The organism is Mycobacterium simulans, assembly GCF_900232995.1.
Lineage (GTDB): Bacteria > Actinomycetota > Actinomycetes > Mycobacteriales > Mycobacteriaceae > Mycobacterium > Mycobacterium simulans.
On sequence record NZ_OCVX01000003.1, the window covers coordinates 1,819,974 to 1,836,385 of the forward strand.

Annotated in this window: 10 protein-coding genes and 1 pseudogene; 6 read left to right on the plus strand and 5 right to left on the minus strand. The window is 60.7% G+C overall.

Going from position 1 to position 16,412, the window contains the following annotated elements; genetic code table 11:
- Positions 1–140 precede the first annotated feature (140 nt).
- The 3 genes and pseudogenes from MSIMFI_RS09030 (at position 141) to MSIMFI_RS09040 (ending at position 5,374) form a co-directional block, all read left to right on the plus strand.
- Positions 141–3,218, plus strand: a complete 3,078-nt coding sequence (locus MSIMFI_RS09030; protein ID WP_396819712.1) for an MMPL family transporter — start codon at positions 141–143, stop codon at positions 3,216–3,218.
- Between the two features lie 486 nt (positions 3,219–3,704).
- A pseudogene (locus tag MSIMFI_RS09035) lies at positions 3,705–3,877 on the plus strand (type VII secretion protein EsxI); the annotation flags it as partial.
- Between the two features lie 78 nt (positions 3,878–3,955).
- Entirely contained in the window at positions 3,956–5,374 is a 1,419-nt protein-coding gene (locus MSIMFI_RS09040; RefSeq protein ID WP_191496956.1) for an APC family permease, read from the plus strand.
- A gap of 331 nt (positions 5,375–5,705) precedes the next feature.
- On the opposite strand, the gene MSIMFI_RS09045 is transcribed toward MSIMFI_RS09040, so the two are convergent.
- Positions 5,706–6,971 carry an Rv1453 family transcriptional regulator gene (locus tag MSIMFI_RS09045; protein ID WP_191496957.1) on the minus strand — a complete coding sequence of 422 codons (1,266 nt, stop codon included), beginning with the start codon at positions 6,969–6,971 and terminating at the stop codon, positions 5,706–5,708.
- Between the two features lie 1,192 nt (positions 6,972–8,163).
- Here MSIMFI_RS09045 and MSIMFI_RS09050 point away from each other — a divergent pair.
- Positions 8,164–8,445 carry a PE family protein gene (locus tag MSIMFI_RS09050; RefSeq protein WP_191496958.1) on the plus strand — a complete coding sequence of 94 codons (282 nt, stop codon included), beginning with the start codon at positions 8,164–8,166 and terminating at the stop codon, positions 8,443–8,445.
- Positions 8,446–8,590: 145 nt separating this feature from the next.
- Here MSIMFI_RS09050 and MSIMFI_RS09055 read toward each other — a convergent pair whose 3' ends face one another.
- On the minus strand, positions 8,591–9,805 hold the full coding sequence (locus tag MSIMFI_RS09055; RefSeq protein WP_191496959.1) for a PPE family protein: 1,215 nt from the start codon (positions 9,803–9,805) through the stop codon (positions 8,591–8,593).
- A 365-nt stretch (positions 9,806–10,170) separates the two neighbouring features.
- Complete coding sequence (lpqS, locus tag MSIMFI_RS29985; RefSeq protein ID WP_449869521.1) at positions 10,171–10,803, minus strand: putative copper homeostasis (lipo)protein LpqS; 633 nt, start codon at positions 10,801–10,803, stop codon at positions 10,171–10,173.
- 455 nt (positions 10,804–11,258) lie between these two features.
- Here lpqS and MSIMFI_RS09060 point away from each other — a divergent pair, with 455 nt between their 5' ends.
- The gene (locus MSIMFI_RS09060) at positions 11,259–12,710 is read left to right on the plus strand and encodes a sugar porter family MFS transporter (protein ID WP_186244910.1); all 1,452 of its coding nucleotides are present in this window, start codon (positions 11,259–11,261) and stop codon (positions 12,708–12,710) included.
- Positions 12,711–12,864: 154 nt separating this feature from the next.
- Positions 12,865–13,761, plus strand: a complete 897-nt coding sequence (locus MSIMFI_RS09065) for a lipase family protein (RefSeq protein WP_224770127.1) — start codon at positions 12,865–12,867, stop codon at positions 13,759–13,761.
- Between the two features lie 183 nt (positions 13,762–13,944).
- Here the strand turns inward: MSIMFI_RS09065 and MSIMFI_RS09070 are convergent, their stop codons facing one another.
- Positions 13,945–15,201, minus strand: coding sequence for an EspA/EspE family type VII secretion system effector (locus MSIMFI_RS09070; protein ID WP_191496960.1), 1,257 nt, complete (start codon positions 15,199–15,201; stop codon positions 13,945–13,947).
- A gap of 798 nt (positions 15,202–15,999) precedes the next feature.
- Positions 16,000–16,412, minus strand: a 413-nt coding sequence (locus MSIMFI_RS09080; protein WP_191498097.1) for an adenylate/guanylate cyclase domain-containing protein, incomplete at its 5' end; no start/stop codon positions are given.

Genomic DNA, 16,412 nt, shown 5'->3' on the forward strand with positions numbered 1-16,412 from the left:
TGTTGGGCCGCGTGGCACCTCGGGGGCGTCATCTTCTTGGAGTTACCGCAATGCCGTGTGCTGAGGCCCGCCTGGATGTTGAGCGAATAACCCCCGTTTGTAGCGAACCTGACCGGAACCGCGCGCGCAAGCGCCCAGGTGTGATTCGGGTTTGTCGGCGAGCGCTCTCTGCTCCCACGAAACACGGTGATAGCCGGTTCTTTTCAGCCATCACGGCATTCTCGGCGAGGTATGCGTGGTGGGTTGTTGGTTGTTGGGTTGTTCTGGTCGCGGTGTTGAATGCGTTGATTCCGCAGTTGGAGGCGACCGTTGCGGAGGATTCGTCGCCGTTTATGCCGGCTCACCTTCCAGCGGTGCAGACCCTTCGGCAGATGTCGGCGGATTTTGGGATGCCGGCGTCGTCTGCGGTGGGCAGTGTGGTCGTCGTTGATGAGGCGGGGCTTAGTGACGCGGACAGGGTGTTTGCCGGTCGACTCGTTGAGGCGTTGCGTGCGGACAAGGGCGATGTCGCGTACGTGCTTGATACCTACTCTGATGAAAGGTTGCGCAGTATCGCGGTGAGTCCTGACGGTAAGGCCATCAGTGTGGTGGTGGCCGGCACTGGACAGATTGGCTCGTCGGAGGCGCGGAAGAATATTGTTGATATTCGCCGGTTGATCGAGTCAATGCCGAAACCGGCTGGCGTGCAGGTGTACTACACGGGGTTTGCGCCGACGTTGGCGGATCTGTTCGCGGCGATAGATCGTTCGCTATTGGTCATTACGGGTGTGTCGGTTGTGCTGATCATGGTGTTGTTGTTGGTTGTGTACCGGTCGTTGGTGTTGGCAATGATTCCGTTGGTGACGGTGGGTGTTTCGTTGGGTGTGGCTCGTTGTGTCGTTTCGGTGCTTGGCATGACGGGGGTGATGACGGTGTCGAATTTCACGATCGCTTTGATGACGGCGATGGTGTTGGGAGTGGGCACCGATTACGCGATTTTCATCATCGCTGGCTATCACGAGGGACGCCGAGAGGGTGTCGCCGTGCCGTTGGCGCTAGTTCGTGCGGGTCAACGGACTTCGGGGATCCTGATGGCTTCGGCGGTGACGATCGGGGTGGCCTTTTCGGCGATGATGCTAACGAAGATCGGTATGTTCCGTGCGGTGGGGCCTCCGGTTGCGGTCGCAGTGGCGATCACATTGATGGTGTCTGTGACCTTGCCGTATGCGTTGTTGGCGATTGCGGGGCGGCGAGGTTATGGGCAGCCGCGCCGGCTAGACGAGCTTCGGTGGCGTCGTTGGGGGGCCAGAATCGTTCGGCGTTCGGGGGTCTTGACCGTTGGGTCGTTGGTGGTCCTAATCGCGCTGGCAGTTGTGTTGGTGACGTTGCGGATCAATTTCGATGAGAATGCGATGCAGCTGCGGCCCACGGAGAGCAGTATCGGTCATGAAAAGGTATATGAGCATTGGGGTTTGAACGAAGCCGCACCGGAGTATCTGATCATCAGCTCCGACCATGACATGCGCAACACCGATGACCTCGCCGCATTGGACGTGATAGCTGCTGGTGTGGAGCGGCTTCCCGATGTGGCGTTCGTGCGGTCGATTACCCGCCCGCTCGGTAAGCCCGCTGAGCAAACCGCGGTGGGTTATCAGGTCGGCATTGTAGGGGATCGGCTCGGCGATGCGTCTCGGCACATTAGTCAGTCAGCCCCGGATCTGCAACGGCTGGATCTGGGTGCGACTCAATTGCTCAACGGTGCAGAGTCGGCAAATAGCCAGCTGCCGCAATTGGTTTCGGGCGTCCAAGAGGTTGCGCGGCTGGCCCATGAAATGTTGAACAGCTATGGCGCTGCTAGCTCTGCGCTGGCCACAATGACTGACGGTCGCATCGGTGTGCCCACAGCGATCGCTGATTTGACCGCCTCGCTGCGGTTGCTCGATGTTGTTCTCGACGCCTTGAGCAATGACGATCGTGCGGTAGCGGCGATTGGTGCGGCCAATGCGGCGCTGGGTCCAATGTTGGAGCCACAGTTAAGTGGTGAGTGTTTGGCCAATCCGCTGTGTATGCGAGGCCGGGCCGATCTGGCTGACCTCGACGAAATCACCAACGGAGCAGTGGGCCGGGCCCTGGGGATCCTGCATGCCGCTTCGGCGCTGCCGCAGGAGGCTATCGGCAAGGTCCGGGCCGCGCTACCGTGGCTAAAAACCTTGCTCGAACAGCTGCAGGCAATGACCGCCCACGTCAACGGTCAACCGCAGGCGCAGCTTAATCAGAGGCTCAATCAGCTCACCGAAGGCGCGCAACGACTATCGGGAGGGATGTCGCAGCTCGTCACCGGCCTTAACCAGGTCAAGACCGGTGTCGATACGGTGGTCGAGCTTACCGGTCGCCTGAGCGAAGGCCTCCAAGTAGCTTCCAACTACCTCGATGGTCTAAGCGCACACACCTCGAGCGGTGCCGGACGAGGGTTTTATCTTCCACCGCAAGGCTTTTCCGACGCCACGTTCAAAGCCGGGCAACACCTTCTGTTTTCAGCCGACGGCAAGACGGCGCGAATGGTCGTGGTATGGAAGGCAAATCCCTACAACATTGAAGTACGCGACACAGCACGGCAGTTGGCCGAGACAGCCCAGGTTGCCGCCACGGCAACAGCGCTGCACAACGCACATTTCGCCACTACCGGTATCGCATCGATCCTCGACGACATGGGCGACCAGATGTGGCGTGACTTCGCCGTCTTTGGCCTCGCCGCAATATTGGGAGTGCTGCTCGTGCTGATGCTGCTTTTGCGCAGCATCTTGGCCCCTGTCCTGCTGGTAGGCATGGTGTGCTTGTCATTCGCCGCCGCAGCAGGACTTAGCGTGCTGGTATGGCAACACGTCATCGGCATCGATCTAGAATTCTCAGTCCTACCGGTGGCGTTCATGGCGCTGATCGCCGTATGCGCCGACTACAGCATGCTGTTCGCCGCACGCATCCGCGAGGAATCCCGAGATGGAATGGTACGTGGCATCATCCGGGGCTTCGGCAAGACCGGCAGCGTCATCACCACCGCAGGAGTGGTCTTCGCCCTCACTATGTTTGCGCTCATGAGCGGCAGCGTCCTGCAGCTGGTGCAAATCGGATCCACCATCGGCGCCGGACTGCTTATCGACATCACCGTGGTCCGCAACATACTTGTCCCCGCAGCCATGGCACTCATCGGCAACCGAATCTGGTGGCCCAGCGCCACATAACCCCTTACGGGCGACATCCGCCAGTCCTGCTCGCCAGGCTGATCTGCCAGTCCTGCTGTCGAAATGCTGGCCGGCGCCCACGATTCCCTTGTGACCCAACTGCCTAAGCCGTTCCTGCCGCCGATTCCGTTCGGTTGCAATCTGTTGCGGGTTGTCGTGCGGGCTGGGTGGTTTTGTTCGTGGAGCGAGGTGCGGCGGTAGTGGCGGGGTGCAGGTTGTCTCACGTTGTTGCGAGTTAGTGGGTGGTTTAAATCTGGTGGTTGCGTTGTGGGTGTTGATCATTGGGTGATGCTTCGCCGTGTGAATTTGGCGCACGGTCGCGGATGGCTTGAATGGACGACATTCTCGGGCATTCAGGTGATCACTCGGGCCGGCTTTTGGAGGTAGACGCGCGTGACTTCATTTGTGATGGCAGATGCTGATCTGTATTCGGCGGCGCAGGCCATAGCGACCGCCGAGCAGTTTCATGCTAGGTGACGTCTAGTCATGATCCTTAACTATCAATTCAACGACGTCGATGCTCATGGTGCCATGATTCACACGCAGGCAACATCGTTAGAAGCCGAGCATCAAACGATGATTCGCGATGCGCTTGCTGCCGGCGGGTTTGGTGCGGTACCGGTTCGACAGCATGCCAAGAGTTCATCACCCGAGCTGGGACGCCCCGAGCAGGTCTTCTGCACCGCCGCTCGAAGTCTGTTACTACACCCTGACGTGACACCTCGAGAAGGCCTTCGATGAGCAAGCTCGGCTTCCGGAGCGTCGTCATGCTCGGGATCAATTCGATACTTGGGGCGGGTATCTTCCTGACTCCGGGTGCGGTGATCAGGCTGGCTGGACCGTTAGCACCGCTTGCCTACATTCTGGCCGGCATTTTCGCGGGCGTTATGGCGATCGTGTTTGCCACAGCAGCCCGATACGTCAAGACCAACGGCGCCTCCTATGCCTACACGACCGCCGCCTTCGGTCAGCGAATCGGCATTTATGTCGGCGTCACGCATGCGATCGTCGCATCCATCGCGTGGGGCGTGCTGGCGTCGCTGTTCGTCTCGACACTGCTAGCAGTGGCCTTTCCCCATCGCACGTGGGCCCAAGACACCGAGATCTTCAGCGTAAAGACATTGACGCTCATCATCTTTGTCGCAGTGCTGTTAGCCATCAACCTCTTTGGCAACCGAGTCGTCAAGTGGGCCAACGGAACCTCAACGGTGGCCAAGGTATTTGCGCTATCGGCCTTCGTTATCGGAGGGCTTTGGATAGTTGCCACCCGGCACGTGAACAACTACGGGGCATCGGCATCGACGGCGGTTTACCATCCACCACCGTATGCGTTGTTCGGAGGCATCGAAGTCGGACATGGGGTCGTCGCTGGACTGGTGCTTGCCACGATTTCCGCTTTGTACGCCTTTACGGGATTCGAATCGATCGCCAATGCCGCCGAGGAGATGGACGAACCCGATCGAACCCTGCCCAGGGCCATACCGCTCACAATCTTGGCGGTGGGTACTGTCTACGTTCTCGCTGTAATCGTGGCCATGCTGCTGGGTTCGGATAAGGTTGTCGCCTCCAACGACACCGTGAGATTGGCTGCGGCGATCAGAAGCGATATGTTCCGAACAATCGTTGGCCTGGGAGCTTTGGTGTCGATGTTCGGCATCAACGTAGCCGCGTCGTTCGGCGCCCCACGGCTGTGGACCGCGCTGTCGGACGCCGGGACATTGCCGGCCCGCCTGTCGAGGAAGAACCGGTTTGGAGTTCCGATGATTGCCTTCGGAATCACTGCGGTGTTGGCGCTGGCCTTCCCGCTAGCGCTTCGATTCGACAGCGCAAACCTGACCGGTCTGGCAGTGATCGCTCGATTCATCCAATTCATCATCGTTCCCATCGCACTCATCGCATTGGCCCGCGACCGAACCGGAGACCGAGCTGCAGTGAAGCAAAACCCCTACACCGACAAGGTGTTACCAATCGCTGCGGTGGCCATCTCGATTGCGCTGACGGTGTCGTTCGACTTCCGAACCATCTTCGTAACGCAGCACGGAAACGCCAACTACTTCTCAGCTACTTTGATCGTCGTTACGTTTGTCGTCGTACCGGCGATCGCCTATCTGCACTACTACAGAACCATCCGCCGTCAACCAACGTCTCGGTTATGACCAAGGCCATCACCGTGTTCGGGCCCGGATGGGCGGTGACGCGGCTGGTGGGCAAGAAGTCCGATGATCAACTTGTTGGGTAGCGTTGGGTTAGTCGTCGGGCCATTACCCTTGCGGGACGGCTACGAGTCATGTGCATGTCGATGTTGCTTTCGAATGCGACATGTCGGGTGCAGCAGCCCAGAGGAGTTCCCTTAGTCGACGATCATGCCGACGAAGCCAACAGTTCTGCGGCACGCCAAGGTAACGAAGGCAAATGTCGTCGGTAGCACGCAATTTGGGCAATCACGTCGAGGTTCCTCTGCGGCAACGGCCCGTGGAATCTCCGGGATCATCCCGAGTTCGGATGGTTGCCCCGCCACTGTAAAGCCTCAAGGGCGACGGCCACGCGAATGTAGGTCTGTGAGAGCGGCCGGGGCAGCATTCGCTCGGCAGACTCGAGCCTCCGCAATAGCGTATTGCGGTGGCTGAAGAGAAGCTTTGCGGTGCGGGACACATTGCACTGTTGGTGCAGATATGTGAGCAGAATTGCGCGGAGTTCAGGGTTGGCGGACTCGAATTCTCCGAGCGTGCTCTTGATGAATCTGTCTGCGGTTTCAGTGTTTTGGGTGATCAAGTCCACCAACTGGATATCGTTGAAGAACGCGACCCGCTGGTGTGACTGGAGTCGTGTCACCATGCGTTGGGTGGCTAACGCATCAAGGTGGCTGCGCCGGAAGCCCTCTATTCCGTGTGCTGTGGGTCCGATGGCGACGCGCGCGCCGGGCGCGGTGTTCAGTGCTTGCTCGATGGCATCGCCGTCGAGGTCCGCGGCGTCGGCTACCCATACCCAGCGGGTGGCCGCGGTAGGGGCGACGGTCAGCCGTCGTGTAGATCCAACGGCCTGGCTGAACGCGTCGGCGGCTCGGTCGAGGTAGATGTGGTCGCCCTCGAAGTCGTCGCTCCACAGGATGGTGGCGGTATGGGGTCGATCCAGGGAGTAGCCCAACGTTGCCTCGGCGCTTTCTTGACGGATGGCGGCGCCGTTAAGGATCTGCTCGGCGATCTCGCGACGCTCAGCGTGACTGCCGCGGGCCAGCTCGTGGTGTTCCAGCTCAACCTGGGCGGCAATGCCGGCAAGTGTGGCGCCGATGAATTCGCTTATGGAAAGGGACGAAACAACGAGCAGTTCGCGAAGCTCGTGCGGGTCGGCGCTGAGCTCGAATGCGATCTCGATCCAATACCGCCACGCTACGTCCTGGCCGACGCGATAAATTTCAAGGGCTATTGAGTCCAAGCCGCGGCGGACCAGGTCCCTAGCCAGGGCTAGCGGCTCGGGGCCGAGGTTAGCTGGCACCGGGGCACCGGGATCGCGCACATTGGCTGCCGCCCAGTAAAAGAGGTTGGCGCGGCTGGCGCGGCGAACGGCCGCAGCGAGGACGGGATCTTCGGCGATGGTCGCGTTCTTGCCCAGGGTGGCGCGGTCGAGGTGATCGAGCCATTCCGGCTGAGGGTTGAGCGCGATTCGGGCACCTTCCCGAATCAGTTCACGAATCCGTGCGGATCGTCCGCGCGGAGCCGATAGGTCGAGGCCGGGTTCTCGGGTGAGCTGGGACATGTGGCGTTCCTGTCTGCGCTGCGGAGCCAACACGCAATGTTCGCTCCGCGTTAAAGCGGGTGACTTCTCGTCGTTGACGCGGGCCCCGTGCATTGGGCTCGTTGGTACGAGCGGGGTCAACGCCGGCAGCAGCAACTAGCAACGTCGATGACGGTGATGGACCGGAGGCTGCCGAGAATGTTCGAAATACATTGCGAGCGTGAATAGATGAGAACAAATATGCGTTCCTGCTCTGGTACCTAGCCTGAATTGCTGTGACATGAGCGTACGTTCCTTGGCTCCCGGATTGTATAGGTGGTGGAGTCAGCGGGGGTCAGGCAATGTCGGCTACCGGACCCCCGCTGAGATCGTTGCCCGGCGTCACACCATCGATGGTGTATCGGCACACACCCGCGGATGGAATCGATGCCACCAGGCGAAATTTCGGGTTTACGACCCTGTCTACTATCCTGCGTCGGTTTGGCATACCCCGGTATCGTACGGATGGGGGACGGCGCCAGATGAAATCTGATTCCAATGGCTGAGGGACACGACTTGTCCCCCAATTGTGGGACAAGCGCGACGCAGGTTAGCGGGATCCGCCAGGGCGTTGCCGAAACCGTTCAACATCATGTGCCCATTTCGGCCCACCGGCAGGCACACGGGTCTGCGTTGAATCGCAACTGCGGAGCGCCTGGACCCGAAAGGCCTTGACTATTCGTATATCCCGCCACGAGCGGAGGAGAAGGTGTTCGGCCGGCGCGCGCAGCCAAAGTCAAGTGGGTGCAGGATTAGACAGGCCGGCGATCGCGGCACTGCTGAGGCGAATGTTGCTGGCGATCACCGAGATTGCGTCGGACGCCGCCGGCACCGCGAATGCGGTACCCAGAATGGCGCGCGACGTCGCCGCGACGAAGAGCGCGCGACATCGACAGTGTTGCACTTTGCCGCAACTTTGGGTGTTCGCCGTGACGCTTTGCACCGCCGACTCGAGGGGTGGCTGGTGTTGGGGACGCATTGTCCCGCCTCGCGGCACCATTTGGGCCGATATGGCTCTGGTACCTCTGGTGCAGTTGTTGATGACATTGACTCAGTCGTCACCGTCAAAGACGACTCTGAGTTACTGAGTGCTCAGCCGTGCAAGGGGTTTCAGCCATCATCGGGCGTGGTCCACCGGCCGGTGCGTGTGCCCGGATCCTAAGAAGGACAGTGCGTGACCTTACGAGTGGTTCCTGGAGGATTGGCCGCGGCCGCCGCTGCGGTGGAAGCGCTGACCGCCCAGCTGGCTGGCGGCCACGCCGACGTGCTGCCGCTGATCACCGCGGTGGTTCCACCGGCGGCTGATCCGGTGTTGCTGTCCAGCGCAGCCGAGTTCAGTGCATTGGGCGGCGAATATCTCGCCGTGGCTACTCAGGGCGTCGAGGAGCTTGGTCGGGCGGGCATCGCCGTCAATGAGTCCGATATCAGCTACGTCCGTTGCGCCACAGCCAGATAGTCAATCTGGCGGTTGGGACGTGCGTGTTGATCATTGGTGATGTGTTGCACTCTGAGTGTGGAACACTTTGGCGGATAGCTTGATTGGCGTCCGTTTTTCGGGCATTCAGGTGAGTTCGCGGCGCTCAGCGGTCTGGATGCGATAGCTATCCGCCGATGGGCGAGCGGGGAATCACGGTGGGACGAACATCGAATCGGGGGGTAGCGCCGGTAGCCTCGCTCGCATTGCGCCCGGCCACCGTCGTCGGTGGCGGACTTATCAGGCCTGGAACGGCGCGATCCAGACCGGTGCCAGCTAGTGCGTCCGCTTCAGTTGCCCCGAATGTACCCAGGCCCGCGCTTGACAAGGCCGAGGCAGTTGGGATGCCCGCGTCATGGGCTGTCGCCCAACCCTGCGGCACCGACAGTGCGCCGATCGTGCCAGCCTGGCCTACAGCGGCGGAGGCCCCTCCCGCGGCGAGGCCGGTGAAGCCCGTTGCCGCGAGGGCCTTTGTCCCGGACGCGAGCCCGCCCGCTAAAGCTGACCCCAGCCCGCTCACTTCCTTACCGATGGTCGTTGCCGTGGTACCTGATGATTTCAGGACCGAGGTCAGAGACGACAACGTCGACATCACGGAACTCAACCCGTACAACGGCGTGACCATCGGCGACACAAACGAACTCAAGGTCGACAACCACGAGAGATAGGTTGTTGACGAGATCACGGGAGATGTGAGCTGTTGCAACATGTTAGGCAATCCCGCGGTGATTTGCATCAGCGCGGCGTAAGCGTTGGAGGAACTCGATGTCGCGGTGGCCAGCTCGACGGCGGCGGACTCGCAGACCAGCCCAGCTGGGTTGGTGGTCTGGGGTGGCGGGGTGAACGTGGTCAGGGCCATGGCGGCGGCCGAGCTGCCGGCGTAGCCGTACATCACGGCGACATCCTGGGCCCACATTTCGTCATATTGCAACTCGGTGGCCGCGATGGCCGGGGTGTTCTGCCCGAAGAGGTTGGCTGCAATCAGTGATATCAACAAGCTGCGGTTGGCGGCGATGAGCGGCGGTGGAACCGCCGTCACAAGTGCCACCTCGAATGCGGCTGCCGCTGCGCGGGCTTGGTTGGCGGTCTGCTCAGCCTGGGCCGCCGTTGTTGTCAACCACGCCACATAGGCTGCCGCCGCACCCGCCATGCCTGCCGACGCTGGCCCCTGCCAGGGGCCGCTCGTCAGCTGTGCAATCACAGCAGAATAGGCGCTCGCCGTTGCATAAAGCTGGTCGGTCAGCCCATCCCAGGCCACCGCGGCGGCGAGCATGGGTTCTGTGCCCGGACCAGCGTAGATCCGTGTCGAGGTGATCTCCGGCGGCAGTAGGGCGAAATCCATTGGTATGTCCTCGATTACTTAGCCGACGGCCTGGTCGACGCCTTCAGATGCCACCTAGGCAGCCGCACTGCTGCATGAGATTGGCGCGTGGAGATGCCGAGTTGCCGCGGCGGGGTATTGATCACCGCATGAGCGGGACCCTGGGGCGAACACGCGCCCGCAGTCAACGCCAAGATGCCGTCGTCTGTGGCGTAAACCACCCGGTTCGTCGGGGTGGCCGGCGTTGGGATGAGATGAGGATCGGTAGCAGTAGAAGACATTTCAGCCATAGGACGTTGCTGTGTGCTGCGCGAAGGCGGCAAGTTGACGGCGACGAGAGCGTTCAACGGCCGAGCGCCTAAGGCGGACGACCTAAGGCTGACCCGTCAGCGGCGAGACACGCAGAGGCGTATCAAAAGTTCCTGACCGACAAGACAATCGACTATCGCTACGGGTGGACTCCGATCCACTGGCATCGAGAGCTGGGCCGATGTGATCGCATCGACCACCGATCCCGCAACCGCATCCGCAGTCCCGAACGCGCCGGCTGACGGCGGCAACACAGCCGTCATGAACCGTTCACCGTGTGCGGTCCACGAGTCCTGGTAGAGCTGCCGATGACCGGCATTGAGGGCTGGCCGATGTCCGGCATTGAGGGCTGGCTCAGCACCCATCGACGTAGCCGACGCACGCGATGGATGCGGCGTTGGCCACTCCCCGTGTAGCCAACCATTCTTGCCGGCATTGTGGGCGCCCACGACCACCAGCCACAGTACTAACCAAAGCGCGGCGCCCGCGGCCACGATATGGCGAAACGGTGACGTGCTGTTGGTGACTACACGCGACGGTTTGCGGCACGGCACCGGCGTCGCCGAGAATCGTCGCAGTTGGTGTGTGGCGGGCACGGATGAAATATACCCTATACGGGTATATGCGCAACAGGCGAGGCGGCCCATGGTTGTCGTCACCACGCTGAACCGTCGTAATGCGTCGCAGCATGTGCTCACGAATTTGTACATTCCGACTGCAATCTCGACACCAGTCCTGTTAGGTACAACGCCTTTACAACCGACCGATCGCTTAGCTTGCGGGAAATCTGTTCCGGCAGCGCCAGAGTCGCTGCTCAGCGCCAATCGGTGGACGTCGGATCCGTCCAATCGGGGGATATTGGCGAGTCGCGGCGGCAAGGTAGCCTGTCGTACCAAACGTGGTCGGGCGTCAATTCAATGAACAACCCAATGATCGAGGGCTGCAAGTGTGACCATCTCGATCGGTATGTTCATGGATGCCGGCAGGGAAGCTAGTTCGGGATGATCGAGGCGCGCGCGACCACGAAACAAGCCTGCTGAGCTCAGGTTTGGGGCCGCGGCGTCGTTGTGCCAGAAGCTGTCCGGCGAGCCAATCGACTTTGCACGCCACGTCGAGCCGCGATTGCAATCAGCCAAACCATGAACCACCAACTAAGGACAACACCGTGTCGGTACTCGAAGTCGGATCTCCCACCCGTCGCCCTACCCTGAGCTGGCGGCGCCTTTTCCTCATCGGAGGATCCGCGGGAACTCTCTTCGGGTACTCGATCGCCGTCAGCAACGATGCCATTGGGCCGATCCGGGAGCAATACTCGCTGTCCGCGTTGGCAGTTGGAATCGTCGTCGGCAGCTTGATCGTTGGCGCGCTGGTCGGGTGCCTGTGCGCTGGACCGGCTGTCGAACGCTACGGCCACCGACTCGCACTTGGAGTTGCAGGGGTCGTTGCCGCGGCCGGATCGTTCATCGCAGCAACAGCGGATGGCGCTCCCGCAATGGTGATCGGCCGGCTGATTCTTGGCGCCGCTGTCGGCGTAACAACAGCGGTCACACCCACCTACATCGGCGAGCTGGCTCACGTGCAGAAACGCGGCGCGATGATCGCGGCGTACCAATTCTCGATAGCCAGCGGATTTGTGCTGGCTTTCACAGTGGGCGCCATTGTCAGCTTCGGTGGCCATGAGTGGCGAGCCATGTTCGCAGTCAATGCAATTCCAGCGATATTGCAGACCATAACGATGACGCGAGTTCCGTCCAGTCCGTACTCGCTGGTCGCACGCGGTCGCCTCCATGATGCCCGTGAGGCGCTCATGGCGACTCGGCATCGCGACGAGGTTGATATTGAACTCGAAAGCATCATCGCGGCGCATCAACGCAGCACCGATACCGCCGTTGTCACTGTGCAATCGTCCCTGCGCCGCCCCATCATGATCGCGATGGGAGCCTCGTTGATGGACGTGCTCGTTGGGATCTGCGCCATCGTCTATTACTCCACAGCGGTGTTCGCGATGGCTGGTGTCCGCGGCCGTGCCGGCGCCGAGATCGCGTCGTTCTCCATCGGCATCATCGACGTCGTTTTCACGGTCGTCGCGGTAGGGTTGCTCAACCGGTACCGTCGCCGACCTTTGCTCACCGTCGGGTTGGTCGGGATGATCGCGGCTCTGCTCGCGACAAGCTTTGGACTCCTGTCGCATTCCGCGCTGTCTGGGGCAATCACGATCGCCGCCATGCTCGCTTTTACAGCTTGTCACGCGTTCTCGGCGGGTCCGATTGGCTGGCTACTGGTCGCCGAGGTGCTTCCTGCTCGAATCCGGGCGCGAGCCAGCGCGGTGGCAATCGCTCTCAATTGGTTGGCGAACCTGGTGGTGGCCTTGCTTTTTCCGATCCTTGTGGGTAGTCCGGGTGAGCCGGATCGCGCCGCTATCGGATTCCTGATTTTTGCGGGCATTTCGGCCGGCTTTCTGGTCTTTGTGCGCATGTGCGTCCCGGAAACCAAGGGGCTGACTCTTGCGGAGGTGGAAGCGAAGTTGGCCGTCGCGCACCGCAAGCGAGGGAGGTTGGCTGGCCACATTAGTGGCTGCGCCGGGAATCTGTGTGATGTGCGGGGTGTGCATCCTTGAATTGGTGAATTTGCGGATACCTATTGTGCCGCAGTCGGTTCCAATGAATCGGTGAGATTGCATCATGGCGTCAGACGCGCAACGACCCATTGGTGCGAGCACGAAGCCCGATAACGTGTGGGGGCTGCAGCACATTACGGGGGAGGGGGCGTCGATGAGCGGCGATCGGTCCAGGGGAATGGCACGGCGAGATTTCCTGACAAGTGCCGCTCTGGCCAGTGGCATTGGAGTCGTTGCGCCATGGGCCAATCCGCTGATCGGCAATGCCAATGCAGTCGGCCCGGCACAGGAATCAGGATTCGATCCAAAGTTCGCCCTTGAAGTGACGTTGCCGCTGGCGCTCGCCGCCTATGCGGTAGCAGATTGCAACACTGTGCCCCTTCCGCCGGGGTTCGTTCAGACAGCTGTGATCAAAGTTGACGTTGCTGCAGGTTCAACGACTGCCGAACGGCATCCCGAGGTGACGGCTCTGGCGTTCGACGCCTTGATATTTGGGATGATGGGCCGCAGTGCGGTGACGCGCACTGCATTCGTAGCGTTCCGCGGCACGGTTACGTTTGACGACGTGATCACCGATCTCGGTTTACTCCCCGAGCCTTACGCAGAACTCAACAAGTTCGGTTGCGTACATTCGGGCTTTCAAACGATTTACAGGCTCGTCCGGCCGAGCATCGTCAATCATCTTGCGGTCGCTTGCGAAGGTTGCGATCGACTGCTCGTCATTGGACATAGTCTTGGCGCTGCGCTTGCGGTGCTTGCCGCTCCCGACATCTTTCTCAATATGCAGCCGAACATTCAACCCGGCCTGACGACCTTCGCCGGGCCGACAGCCGGGTTGGGGGACTTCGCTAAAGCGTTCAACAACATGATCAAGAGTTGCTTTCGAGTTGTGAACTTCCTCGACCTCGTGCCATACGTACCACCGTGGCCCTACGTGCATGTGGGCAGTCCGATTTGCGTCGACAGCGGGGGCTCAATCGACCCGCTGTGGCGTCATAGCCTGTACGCGTATCAGGCCGGGCTGGAAAAACTCAATAAGTCCGCGGGATGATGGCCGTCCGGGGTTGGCGGAACAGGCGGAAAGGTCAGCCTGCTATTTGGAGCACGTGGCATCAACGGATTGTCATGGCGACGACGCCCGCCTGGCAATCAAGGGGGTTGCTGCCGACGGAGGCCCCTGTGGACAGGGCCCGGGCGGGACGGGCTCGCCGACACCCGAGCCGCTAAATGTCCACTAGATCAACGGAACTCGCTCTGCCCATTCGGATCTGTCCCTGCCAGCATCGATAGGTGCGTGTTCGGCGCCGCCTGCACCGCCAGCTGCACCACTCTCGTCGTCCTTACTGACATCGTCGACGACGGCGCCCTGCTGTTGGCTGCTTTGCTGAGCGAGTGATCCGGCCTGGGAAGTCTGCGCGCTGACCATGCCTGCCATGGTGGCATGCTGTCCACCGGGAGATGCGAGCTGACTCAGCTGGCTCAAGGTTGCAGTGAGCTGACCAACGCCGGGCAACTGGCCGAAGCTGAGGAGGTCGCCGAAACTTAGGGTTGGAAGGCCGGCGAAGTCGCTCAAGAAGTCGGGCAAGCGGGGCAACTCGGTCCAGGTGGGCAGTCCGCCCAGGTTACCCACGCCGGGAAACAATTCGCCCAAGCCGGGCAATCCGGGAAAGAGGTCGGGAATCTTGGGCAACCCGGGCAAGTGGGGGAATCCCGGTATGGGCAAGCCCGGCGTCGGCCAATTGAACTCGGGAATGCCTGGGATTGACGGCCATTGGAATTCGGGCACACCGGGGATCGGCAGGTTGAAGTCGGGTCTGCCAGGGGTGGGCGGCCAGACGAATTCGGGCATACCAGGAATAGTGGGAAAGCCCGGGATCGGAATTTCTGGCAATTTGGGTGGCCAGGCGACTTCCGGCAATCCCGGGATTGGTAGTTTGGGCAGGCCGGGGAACGTGGGCAGGGTGGTCAGCATCTCGATTAACCTGCCCAACAATCCTTTGAGATTACTAGTGTTGTTCATCGTCATGATCGTCAAATACAACATTGCACCACCGACGACGGACATCGCAGAGCCGCATGGTGGGATTGCAAGCGCCAGCGACAGGCCCTTGCCGACAATCGGAACTTTCTCGAGTTTCTTGCAGGCCTTCCGCACACCGCTAACCATGTTCTTCATAGCCGACAGAACTTTGCGGGTATCGGAGATGTACTTTGCCTGATTTGAAACCAGGTTTCCGGTTAGGCGGTCGATATCACCAAACGCCTGGACACGCAGTTGCTGAGCGACGTTTTGCTTCAAATAGGAATCCGCCGCTTCGCCGATCCAATTGCTGCCCGGGATGGCTAACCCCATCTTGTCGCTGATCTGCTTGAATAGCGAGGAGCTGGAGCCGAAGATGTCTCCCGGATCAGGGATTCCCTCGCCGAGGGAAGCCAAAAGGCCGGAAATGATGTTAGTTGTCTTATCGCAAAGCTCGGTCCCTGATCCCATTTGCCTCGTCCTCGTGTTCGCGGAATAATGCGGTATTTGCTAAATCTTGTGCCTTACCTTGACCATGGCCGCGTGGGACCACGGCTCAGTGCACGAATCTTGAGCAACACAGTTGAGTCGTTGAGCATCATGCGGGCGTCACTGTGAAAGCGACTTCCACCCGGAAAGCAATGGAGTGTCCGTATCCCGGGTCCAGACGGGGTTGGCGTACACAAATGAACGGGATCTCTTGCTGTCGGCCGGATCCAGATCAGCTGTGAGGGGTTATGCCTACCGAGTCGGTTCATGCCACAGAGGATTGGCAGCGTGGCCAGTGCCGCCCGGGCGATCAGTCCAAAGCGCCATGGATAGGCCCTCGTACCGCCATAAGGCTTGCGTCGGGTGCAGTTCAAGCTCAGATCGATTCTCTATTGCGCCCCGACATGGCGCCTTGGTGGACAAGATAGCCCTTTGCGTCCTAATACTAGACATAATATGGCTGTCTGTAAACGAGATGCGGGCCACATTGCGGAACCACTGGTGCTGGTCGAGTTTCGAGGAGCATGCCAATCGTGGCCGCCTTCACCGCATTTCTTCGGCGGAAGGCTGTCACTCCGCAGGCCAATCCGGCGCTGTCGTTCGACGGCGCCACTGCATGCGGTTAGCGGCTGAAAATTCCGGCCGCCTCCGCGGTCCGCTTCGAGTATGCCGTTGGCCGGTGCGGGTCCGGGCGTGGCGACGGGGACCGGTCCCCGTTATGGTTTCGCCCCGAAGGTGATGGCACGCCCTCCCTTGCGGGATAGCTATCAGGTTGTGCGGTCATATCTTGTTGATGGTTGAGCACAATATCGTCAACCACTCGTGCGGCACCGCGGCTAATCCGGCCAGTCGCTGTGGCTTATCGAGGCCGCGCAGCACCGTTTGCTTGCCCACTTCCCAGTAGACCTGTTCGCCCGGATCGCTCGCCTGTACTGTGTCGGCTGACGCCAGGATGCGGTGTGGGTCGGATTTCGCCAACTCGCACAACCGCGCAGCCACGTTGACTGGCTCACCGATAACGGTGTATTCGAAGCGTTCGTACGCACCGACGTTGCCCGCCAAAACCGTTCCGGCCGCAACCCCAATGCCGACCTGGCATTCAGGCACCTCGTCGGCGAGCCGCCGTGCGATCGCACGGCGGCTCGCCGACGAGGTGCCTGAATGCCAGGTCGGCATTGGGGTTGCGGCCGGAA

Bases quoted from the DNA above. Each gene is read 5' to 3' on its own strand.
- MSIMFI_RS09045 (WP_191496957.1), bottom strand. From the start codon at position 6,971: ATGTCCCAGCTCACCCGAGAACCCGGCCTCGACCTATCGGCTCCGCGC.
- lpqS (WP_449869521.1), bottom strand. From the start codon at position 10,803: ATGTACAAATTCGTGAGCACATGCTGCGACGCATTACGACGGTTCAGC.
- MSIMFI_RS09040 (WP_191496956.1), top strand. From the start codon at position 3,956: ATGAGCAAGCTCGGCTTCCGGAGCGTCGTCATGCTCGGGATCAATTCG.
- MSIMFI_RS09055 (WP_191496959.1), bottom strand. From the start codon at position 9,805: ATGGATTTCGCCCTACTGCCGCCGGAGATCACCTCGACACGGATCTAC.
- MSIMFI_RS09070 (WP_191496960.1), bottom strand. From the start codon at position 15,201: ATGGGATCAGGGACCGAGCTTTGCGATAAGACAACTAACATCATTTCC.
- MSIMFI_RS09065 (WP_224770127.1), top strand. From the start codon at position 12,865: ATGAGCGGCGATCGGTCCAGGGGAATGGCACGGCGAGATTTCCTGACA.